The organism is Sulfurospirillum sp. E15m, assembly GCF_059415145.1.
The window spans coordinates 831,161-840,496 of sequence record NZ_JCAHZS010000001.1; the positions used below are offsets into that span (position 1 = coordinate 831,161).

Consider the following 9,336-nt stretch of genomic DNA (forward strand, 5'->3'; position numbering starts at 1 on the left):
TAAAAAGAGAAGTTTCATTACATGTAAAAGCATCATAAACAGTCATAGTACAGTTAAAAATAAAATGATGTTTAAACAAGAATCAAAATAGCGCCCAAAATAATGATGATACACACGGCTCCAAAATCAAGAATTTTAAAAATGTTTGCGAACTTGTTTTTTGAGCTATTTCTCGCTTTTGTACTGATAAATGCTGTGATGGCAATGACACATCCCATTCCAAGGCTCATAAACACAGCGCTTAAAAATCCTATAAAATAAAGCCCCAATGTAATAGAAAATAAAAAAATGGTAATCGTACCAGGGCAGGGCACAAGCCCAGCAGATAAAATAAGGGCAAATTCGCTGCTATCGTGGCTTTTACAACTCGCACACGAACAAGAAGCGATAGGTTTTATACTCCACTTGGATGCTTTGAGGTTTTTGTAGTGTTTGATTTTATGAACTAAAAAGTAAAAACCAAGACCAAGAATAACACCTCCTGATACCTTTGTCGCAATCATTGCTATATTGATAATGGCAACTGAAAAGAGGGTTTTAAAGACAAAATATCCAATGAGTGTCACACTAAATGCAGAAAATGTGTGGACTGCTGCTATCAATAAAGCGATAAAAAATCCATTTTTATAACTTTTGTCATTGGCGATAAAATAAGACGCTACGAGTGTTTTCCCATGACCAGGACCTGATGCATGAATAAATCCGTAGGCAAACGAGATTGCCAAGAGTATGAGAATGGGCGTCATACGATGCCCCTCTTTTATTTGCGTTAGAAGTTCACCTAGTTGAATGGAAAGCGTTTGAAGCAGATGCGCTAAATATGTGATGATAAAATTGGTTTGTGTCGGTGCAGTAGAGAAGGGATTCATGGCTCAACCTCGTAAGTAATTGCATTAACGATAGACATCGTGTTTGGAAGCACTTTGAACCCAGTTTTTTTGTGAAGTGTAAAGGGTGTTGTATTGCTAAAACGCGTTTCATCTGCTGTGTGAAAAAATGCCAGCGATTGCGTTGGGTCAAAAAAGTAAAAAAGTAACTGCATTGGGCTATCTAGAGGGTAATTTAAGACAATATCGAATGAAAAATAGACAATATTTTCAGCCATGGAAGCTTTGAAAAGGGCTATTTTAAATGCTTTGATTTCTGTACCATTGATGTAAATGACACTCATAAAAGGAGGTTTCTCCACATTGCTTAAAATGTGAAAAATGGCATCTGTTTCTTCATTATCAAACTGAGAATCTTTGTTTTTATCGTATAACAAAGCAAGTTGTGAAGAAAATGTTTCATCAAATTTCCATGTCACTTCAATTTTTTCAACAGTATTGTTGGTGAAAACAGTATGTGTTGATGCATTGATTAACGAGACTTTGTTACTACCACATAAAGCACAAGCTTGAGAGGATGAAACATTTATGATGAGATAGAATACGAGGCTTACGATACGAGATATAGATACTTTAAACATTATTGTTCTACTTCAAGTTTAATATAATTAGTTGTTGCCATCACTTCTTTAATTACTTTAATCCCGTTATCTTTTCGTATTTTATACGATGTAGTATTGATAATACGTGTATCATCGAGATTTTCCAAAAAAATCATTGTTTGAGCTGGGTCAAAAAAAACAATTTCTATTGTGTCATGATTACGAAGAGAATAAGACAATGGAATGTCAAATTCAATATGAAGGTGACCACTATCCATAAAAATTGCAAAATTTTCTATTTTTAAAGATATTTTTTCTTCATTGATGCTTAAAAGTGTCATAAAAGGAGGCCTTTGATATTGCTCAAAGGATTCGTATATTTTTTTTAAATCATCTGGTCGCATTTGTTTTTCCATGTGATATATGCTGGCAATTCCTGCAGATGTACTAGCACCAAATTGCCACAGCACATGTACTTTTTGAAGACTATCATCTGAGATGTAAGCTTGAATGGACGCTTGGACAAAAGAAGTTTTGTTACCGCATAAAGCACAAGAATATGCGCTATTGAACATGAGTAAAAAAAGAAGCACCATTTTAAACATCAAACAAACCTTGTGATTATATGAGAGTGTATTATAGCATTCAAAATTGAGAGATTAATTACAATTTTTCTTAAATAAAAAAGTATATTAATAAGTCATAATTAGATTTAGAAATATCGCTATAAAATAATTGCATAAGCTCTTATTGAAGGAGGATACCATGCACCTTGATAAAAGTAAATATAACATCTACCTAGTCGTTGCCATTCTTTCTGCTTGCGTAGTTTTTATGGGCGTTTCGACCTTTGTTGTAGTACAAAATGTGACATCATCTTCGAGTGCTAAACTATTGGAAAGTCAGAAGAAATAAAAGGAGTTCTAAACAGTCAGTGTTTACATGTAAAAGTAAAATCCCTCCAAAAGAGGGACTTTGAAAGATTTATTTATGGGTTAGAACACGTGTGGCATTTAGCACGGCGATTAAGGCGACACCCACGTCACCGAAAACAGCTTCCCACATAGTGGCAATTCCAAATGCGCCCATGACTAAGATAGCACCTTTGACGCCTAGAGCAAAGATGATGTTTTGCCAAACAATCGCATGGGTTTTACGTGCAATTTTCAGAGCCGTTGCTACTTTGGCAATTTCATCGGTCATGATGACCACATCGGCTGCTTCAATCGCGGCATCTGAACCAACCCCACCCATAGCGATACCGATGTCAGAGCGTGCAAGTACGGGTGCATCGTTGATGCCATCGCCCACAAAAATTGTTTTTCCCTTACCGCTTTTACGCGCCATAATTTCTTCTAATTTTTCCACTTTCTGATGAGGCAGTAGCTCTGCTTCTACTTTTTCAAGGCCTAGTTCTTGAGCAATTTTTGTCGCTGTGGCGTGATTGTCTCCTGTGAGCATCACCATATCTTTAATGCCCATCGCCTTTAACGCGCTAATCGCTTTGATGCTATCCTCTTTAAGTTCATCTGCGATGGTGATAGACCCTGCTAATACACCATTGATAGCAACATACACGACGCTATCAGGTGAGAATACGGTTTCATGCGCAATGCCCTGATCTTTGAGCATTTTGTCATTGCCTGCAAGAACGGTTTTATCATCGATGAAAGCTTTTACGCCATACCCTGCTAACTCTTCGTAAGAAGCAACGATGCCCTCAAGAGGCTTTCCATAAGCACGTTTAATCGAAAGCGCGATAGGATGATTTGAATGAAATTCCGCATGAGCGGCCCATCTTAAAATGTCATCATCGCTATATCCATGGAGTGCTTGAATGGTTGTAACACTAAACACGCCTTGTGTGAGGGTTCCTGTTTTATCAAAAACAATGGTATCGACGCTATTGAGTGCTTCTAAAAAGTTGCCGCCTTTGACTAAAATACCGTTTTTAGATGCTCCACCAATACCGCCAAAAAAGCTTAGCGGTATCGAGACGACCAGTGCGCATGGGCATGAGACGACTAAGAAAACAAGCGCACGTCTGAACCATTCGCTGAGTAAAGCATCTTCCATCAATAAAGGTGGTAAAAAGGCTAAAAGTGCGGCTGAAATAACAACAAACGGTGTATAGTACTTGGCAAATGTCGTGATAAATTGCTCTGTTTTTGCTTTTTTCGCACTGGCATTTTGTACCAAATCTAAAATCTTTGAGACGGTTGATTCTGAAAAAAGTTTGGTTGTCTCGATGATAAGAAGACCTGTTTTGTTGATGCTTCCTGAGAGAACTTCATCGTTTTTCGCAACCTCTTTTGGGAGCGATTCTCCTGTGAGTGCTGAGGTGTCTAGCGTAGAAGTTCCTTCTAAGATGATGCCATCTAAAGGAATTTTTTCACCGGGTTTGACTAGAATGCGACTGCCAAGCATAACTTCTTGCGGAGTGACTCTTCTTTCGCCTTCACTGGTTTGTAAGTTGGCAAAATCGGGGCGTATGTCCATCAATTTTGTAATGGATTTTTGAGAACGCGCCACAGCTAAGTCTTGAAAAAACTCACCAACACGGAAAAAGAGCATTACCGAAACACCCTCTGGATACTCACCGATGCTAAAAGCGCCTACGGTTGCAAGGCCCATGAGAAAGTTTTCATCGAACACATGCCCCTTAAAGAGATTGGTTACGGCCATCGTTAATATTTCACCACCCACTAGAACGAAGCTTAAAAGATAAGTCCAAAAGAGCAGAGGGTTGGCTTCATCCATCACTAAAGCAGCGATAAAGAGAACTGTACCAATACAAAAGGTGATAAACGCGGGCGATTTGACCATCTCTTGTAAACTATTATCTTCTAATCCATGGTGGTGATGTTCATGTTCGTGCATATCTACTTCGATAGGGTGACATCTTGAACAGCAACTCTCTGTTGTGGCATCACATACGGGGGCTGATTTCTCATAAAATTGCATTTTCAAATCCTCGTGGTTCTAATATATGTTCTAATCCTTGATTGAAAATAGTCTTAATGTGTTCATCATCAAGTGAATAAAAGACAACTTTCCCTTCTTTGCGATGCTTCACAAGTCTTGCTTGGCGAAGGACTCTGAGTTGATGAGAAATGGCTGATTGAGTCATGCTCAAAAGCTCTGCGATATCACAGACACACATTTCCGCTTCAAAAAGCGCTGAGATGATTTTGACGCGCGTCGTGTCTCCAAAGACTTTAAACAGTTCGGCTAAATCATAAAGTTTCTCTTCTTGAGGCATCTTTTTTTTGACCATGTCGATGATAGTGTCATGCACAATGTCGCAACTGCAAAATTCATCACCCATCGTAAACCTCCTCAATATTTATTATGTATGTTCATATGAACAATTACTCATATATTAGAATAACTCAAATTAGAAAAAGCTTAAAATGATAGCCAAACTCAAAAAGTTTTTACATGTAAAAATTTTGGTTAGGACACCATGCCCAAATTGTCCATTTTGATTTATCGTTAAGAATAAAATGAGTGTCCAAATTGAGAAAAATCCAAAAATTGCTTTTACAAAAAAGGAGGGCAATTTTTGGATTGATGGAATTTTTTTAGGGTGCTACACTTCTTTCATCAAGCCAAAGGAGAGACAATGAGCTACATTAATAATAACCGTTTAGCAACGGCAGATGAGAGGGTATTTGGTATTCTTCAAAAGGAGTTTGAGCGGCAATCGAGCCATCTTGAGATGATTGCGAGTGAGAATTTTACTTCACCTGCCGTGATGGAAGCCACAGGAAGTATTTTTACCAATAAGTATGCTGAGGGTTACCCACAAAAACGGTACTATAACGGATGTGAATATGCAGATGAGATTGAACAACTGGCGATTGAAAGACTCTGCGCTATTTTTGGATGTGCGTATGCCAATGTACAACCCCATTCAGGTAGTCAAGCCAATGGTGCGGTGTATGCGGCTTTGCTTCAAGCAGGCGATAAACTGCTCGGTATGGATTTGCAACAAGGCGGACATTTAACGCACGGTGCAAAGGTGAGTTTTTCGGGTAAGAATTATCAATCCTTTAGCTATGGTGTGGATGCCAACGGTTATATTGATTATGCCAAGGTTCTAGAAATTGCGAAAATAGTGAAGCCAAAAATGATTGTTTGTGGAGCATCCGCGTATGCGCGAGAAATTGATTTTGCCAAATTTCGTGAAATTGCAGATGCGGTTGGAGCGATTTTATTTGCCGACATTGCGCACATTGCGGGTCTTGTAGCGGCAAAGGAGCACGTGAGTCCGTTTCCTTACGCGCATGTGGTGACTTCTACGACGCACAAGACGTTGCGCGGTCCAAGAGGCGGTGTGATTATGACCAACGATGAAGCGTTAGCGAAGAAGATAAATGCCGCTATTTTCCCTGCCTTACAAGGTGGACCGCTTTTACATGTTATCGCCGCAAAAGCCGTGGCGTTTGGTGAAGTGTTAGACCCGATGTGGAAAATGTATGCCAAACAGGTTAAGCAAAATGCCCGTGTTTTAAGCGATGTTCTGCTTCAAAGAGGCTTTAAACTTGTGAGTGGAGGAACAGACAACCACTTGATTTTGGTATCATTACTGGATAGAGATTTTTCAGGAGATGAGGCCAGTAAGGCGTTGGAGCGTGCCGGTATAACGGTCAATAAAAACAGCGTCCCCAACGATACCAGAAGTGCCGTTTTAACCTCAGGTATTCGCATTGGTTCTGCGGCATTAACGACGCTCGGCATGAAAGAAGAAGAGTTTACGTTCATTGCACATAAAATTTGTGATGTTCTGGAAAATATCAACCAGATAGCATTACATGTAAAAATAAAAAAAGAGCTTGTGGCGCTTTTGCAAAAATTTAAAGTGTACGAGAGTGCGACCTATTAAGGAAAATAGTGGAGGGTGGGATGAAAGAGATTGAAGCGTTGCATAACAATTATCAATTAATTGAAAAAGCGATTAAATACATTGACACACACTTTAAAGAGCAACCCTCCATTGACGTGATTGCTGAGCGTATCGGCATGAGTAAGTACCATTTTATCAGAGTGTTTAAAGAGTATGTGGGAGTTACACCCAAACAGTTTTTGCACTCGGTGACGCTCAATTATGCCAAAGAACACATCAAAGAGTCCAAGTCCATTTTAGACAGTAGCCTTGACATCGGACTCTCGAGTGTCAGCAGACTGCACGAACTGTTTGTGAATCTCATCGGTGTGACTCCAAAAGAGTGGCGTGAGAAGGGAAAAGATGTCACCATTACCTACGGTTTTGGACTGACGCCGTTTGGGCAAGCATTAATTGCTTATACGGATAAAGGTATCTGTTATCTTGGATTTATCGACCAAAATCAAGAGGCTATTTTTAAACGGTTCAAGGAACTTTGGGAAAATGCCACTTTGGTGCATGATGATGTCAAAGCGCAAACCTATTTGGAAAATATTTTTATTAACAATAAAAAGTACACGCTTTTGGTCAAAGGAACAAATCTTCAAGTCAATGTTTGGAAAGCGCTTTTAAATCTTCCAAATGGCGTGATAGCCACGTATCAAGATATTGCCAATTACATCGAAAAACCCAATGCCGTGCGAGCGGTTGCCAGTGCGATTGGAAAAAATCATATAGGTTATCTCATCCCATGCCACCGTGTCATTGCCAAAAGCGGTGCTATGAGTGGGTATCGTTGGGGAATTGAACGTAAAAAAATACTCATCGCGTATGAATCGACCAGCAAAGAAAATCACACTGAATTTAGAGCAGCAACGTACGAAGATATAACCGATATCTGCTCCTTTCTTGCAGCATTTTCTCCTGATGCAAAACAGCACAAGCGCAATTACTTGGACATGGTTTCGCATGCGATTCAAAATCCAAGGACCCAGTGTATCTATTTAGCATTACATGAACGTAACATTGTAGCGGTGCTCCCTGTTAATTCCAGTGTATCCATGATATCCGAAGAGAGCATTGCTCTGTTGGATACGATGATTGTTGATAAAGCGTATTGTAACAATGCGATAAAAAAATCTTTTCTTAAATATATCACGGATTCTTGTATGAAAAAAGGATATAACAAAGTGATTGTTTTGGAAAAAGAGATGAGCGTATCTCAGCTCTATGAATCACTAGGGCATGAAACGTTATATGAGGAAAATTAAAGATAGGGTATGCCTAGAATCAAACACGCTTTGCCTTTTTTTGTATGTTTTTTCTTCTTCTTGGTCTGTTCCAACACTACAAAATGTCACAAATTGAATAAAACGATGAAAAAAGAGACAATTTTTGTAATGTGTTTATAACAATTTGTAGCTATACTTAAACAATGAAAAAACGAAGAAAGGAGCATTTATGTCGTTTAAAGCCAAGATTATCTTGAGTATTTCCGCATTAATGTTTTTAAGCCTCAGTATCTTTGGCTTTTTTAGCTATATTGATACGAAAAAAAATAGTGTTAAGCAGATTGAAAAAAGTCTGATGCTAGCCTCGAGTGCATTAACAGATTATGTTGATATGTGGGCACTTAACAAAAAAAATGTTATGGACAGTACCGCACGCTCTTTGACCGATGTTGAAATAATGGATATCGACCAGATTCGAGCCATTTTGAAGGAAACCACACGTACATTAGGCGGATTTGAGACAACCGTAGGGCTTGAAGATGGTAGTGCTATGACAGGTTCTGGTGCCAAGTTGCCGGATGGATACGACCCACGTGTGCGAGGATGGTATAAAACCGTTAAGGCTTCAGGCAAAGCAGGCGTAACAGACGCGTATATTGATGCAACGACTAAAAAACTGGTTGTTTCTATTATGTCACCCATGTTTAAAGATAAAAAATTTATCGGTGCTGTTATTTTGGATATCTCTTTAGACGCTCTCACCAAAGCAGTTGCCAATGTCGATTTTAATGGTGGTTATGGTGCTTTATTTGATACGCAAGATATTGTTATCGCGCATCCAAATCAAGATTTATTAGGAAAAGATTTAAAAACGGTTTCACCTGAACTTGTAGCAAAGCTCAATAACAAAGAGGGTGGATTAATTGAATACCAAAAAAATGATTTAGATAAAATTATCGCTTTTAAAGTTTCCAAAGAGACTGGTTGGAAACCGGTTATTACCTTTGATAAAGCACAAGCCTATGCCTTCTTAAATACACAAATTGGCGATTTAGTGATTATTGGCCTCATTATGCTCGTCCTCTCCATCGGAATCATGGTGGTGCTGATTAAAGCACTGTTACGACCACTGGATACCTTGAATAATGTGGTAGAGGAGTTATCCAGTAGTGAAGGTGATTTAAGACAACGCTTGAATGTATCAACCAATGATGAATTCTCCCATGTCTCTCGTAATATCAATAAGTTTATTGAGAAGCTTCATGAGATTGTCAATAAATCAAAAACCATTAGTACCGAAAATGCTTCTATTTCAGAAGAACTCTCTCGTACTGCCTCTGAAGTGGTTAAAAATGTCGATACTGAATCTAAGATTGTAGAACATACCAAAGAAGAAGGTATTGCATTGGTTAAAAATATTGAAGCATCGGTTGGTAAAGCAAAATCATCTCAAGAAGCCTTGCGTAAAACACAAGGAGATATTGCAGGGGTTAAAACCAAAGTAGAGCAGTTAGAAAATACCATGCAAGCCACCGCAGCCAAAGAACAAAACTTAGCAGAACGTCTTAATACCGTGAGCCAAAACGCCAATGAAGTCAAAGAGGTATTAAGTATTATTCGTGATATTGCAGACCAAACCAATCTATTAGCCCTTAATGCCGCTATTGAAGCAGCACGTGCAGGTGAACATGGACGTGGATTTGCCGTTGTGGCCGATGAAGTAAGAAAATTGGCTGAGCGTACCCAAAAAAGTTTGGTGGAGATTGATGCCACCATTAATGTGGTGG

9 protein-coding genes are annotated in these 9,336 nt (G+C 38.9%); 4 read left to right on the top strand and 5 right to left on the bottom strand.

Going from position 1 to position 9,336, the window contains the following annotated elements:
• Positions 1 to 71: 71 nt before the first annotated feature.
• Genes AC5SLP_RS04080 through AC5SLP_RS04090 form a run of 3 tightly spaced genes read right to left on the bottom strand, consistent with a single transcriptional unit; the run spans position 72 to position 2,034 of the window.
• Positions 72 to 869: a nickel/cobalt transporter gene (locus AC5SLP_RS04080; RefSeq protein ID WP_495253851.1), complete on the bottom strand. Its 798-nt coding sequence runs from the start codon at positions 867 to 869 to the stop codon at positions 72 to 74.
• Complete coding sequence (locus AC5SLP_RS04085; protein ID WP_495253852.1) at positions 866 to 1,468, bottom strand: DUF1007 family protein; 603 nt, start codon at positions 1,466 to 1,468, stop codon at positions 866 to 868. The genes AC5SLP_RS04080 and AC5SLP_RS04085 overlap by 4 nt, the downstream gene beginning before the upstream one ends.
• Positions 1,468 to 2,034 carry a hypothetical protein gene (locus AC5SLP_RS04090; protein ID WP_495253853.1) on the bottom strand — a complete coding sequence of 189 codons (567 nt, stop codon included), beginning with the start codon at positions 2,032 to 2,034 and terminating at the stop codon, positions 1,468 to 1,470. Before AC5SLP_RS04090 ends, AC5SLP_RS04085 begins: the two co-directional genes overlap by 1 nt.
• Positions 2,035 to 2,194: 160 nt before the next feature.
• On the opposite strand from AC5SLP_RS04090, the gene AC5SLP_RS04095 reads away from it, so the two are divergent.
• Positions 2,195 to 2,344 carry a hypothetical protein gene (locus AC5SLP_RS04095; RefSeq protein ID WP_495253854.1) on the top strand — a complete coding sequence of 50 codons (150 nt, stop codon included), beginning with the start codon at positions 2,195 to 2,197 and terminating at the stop codon, positions 2,342 to 2,344.
• 69 nt (positions 2,345 to 2,413) lie between these two features.
• On the opposite strand, the gene AC5SLP_RS04100 is transcribed toward AC5SLP_RS04095, so the two are convergent.
• Together AC5SLP_RS04100 and AC5SLP_RS04105 are read right to left on the bottom strand one after the other, a co-directional pair.
• Positions 2,414 to 4,393 (bottom strand): heavy metal translocating P-type ATPase, encoded by a 1,980-nt coding sequence (locus AC5SLP_RS04100; protein ID WP_495253855.1) that lies wholly within the window; start codon positions 4,391 to 4,393, stop codon positions 2,414 to 2,416.
• Complete coding sequence (locus tag AC5SLP_RS04105) at positions 4,380 to 4,757, bottom strand: ArsR/SmtB family transcription factor (RefSeq protein WP_495253856.1); 378 nt, start codon at positions 4,755 to 4,757, stop codon at positions 4,380 to 4,382. Before AC5SLP_RS04105 ends, AC5SLP_RS04100 begins: the two co-directional genes overlap by 14 nt.
• Before the next feature lie 297 nt (positions 4,758 to 5,054).
• On the opposite strand from AC5SLP_RS04105, the gene AC5SLP_RS04110 reads away from it, so the two are divergent.
• From AC5SLP_RS04110 to AC5SLP_RS04120, 3 genes are all read left to right on the top strand, one after another.
• Positions 5,055 to 6,317 (top strand): serine hydroxymethyltransferase, encoded by a 1,263-nt coding sequence (locus AC5SLP_RS04110; RefSeq protein ID WP_495253857.1) that lies wholly within the window; start codon positions 5,055 to 5,057, stop codon positions 6,315 to 6,317.
• A gap of 20 nt (positions 6,318 to 6,337) precedes the next feature.
• Positions 6,338 to 7,588, top strand: a complete 1,251-nt coding sequence (locus tag AC5SLP_RS04115) for a bifunctional transcriptional activator/DNA repair enzyme AdaA (RefSeq protein WP_495253858.1) — start codon at positions 6,338 to 6,340, stop codon at positions 7,586 to 7,588.
• A 190-nt stretch (positions 7,589 to 7,778) separates the two neighbouring features.
• On the top strand, positions 7,779 to 9,336 hold a 1,558-nt coding region (locus AC5SLP_RS04120; RefSeq protein WP_495253859.1), incomplete at its 3' end, for a methyl-accepting chemotaxis protein.

Bases quoted from the DNA above. Each gene is read 5' to 3' on its own strand.
- AC5SLP_RS04080 (WP_495253851.1), bottom strand. From the start codon at position 869: ATGAATCCCTTCTCTACTGCACCGACACAAACCAATTTTATCATCACA.
- AC5SLP_RS04085 (WP_495253852.1), bottom strand. From the start codon at position 1,468: ATGTTTAAAGTATCTATATCTCGTATCGTAAGCCTCGTATTCTATCTC.
- AC5SLP_RS04090 (WP_495253853.1), bottom strand. From the start codon at position 2,034: ATGTTTAAAATGGTGCTTCTTTTTTTACTCATGTTCAATAGCGCATAT.
- AC5SLP_RS04095 (WP_495253854.1), top strand. From the start codon at position 2,195: ATGCACCTTGATAAAAGTAAATATAACATCTACCTAGTCGTTGCCATT.
- AC5SLP_RS04100 (WP_495253855.1), bottom strand. From the start codon at position 4,393: ATGCAATTTTATGAGAAATCAGCCCCCGTATGTGATGCCACAACAGAG.
- AC5SLP_RS04105 (WP_495253856.1), bottom strand. From the start codon at position 4,757: ATGGGTGATGAATTTTGCAGTTGCGACATTGTGCATGACACTATCATC.
- AC5SLP_RS04110 (WP_495253857.1), top strand. From the start codon at position 5,055: ATGAGCTACATTAATAATAACCGTTTAGCAACGGCAGATGAGAGGGTA.
- AC5SLP_RS04115 (WP_495253858.1), top strand. From the start codon at position 6,338: ATGAAAGAGATTGAAGCGTTGCATAACAATTATCAATTAATTGAAAAA.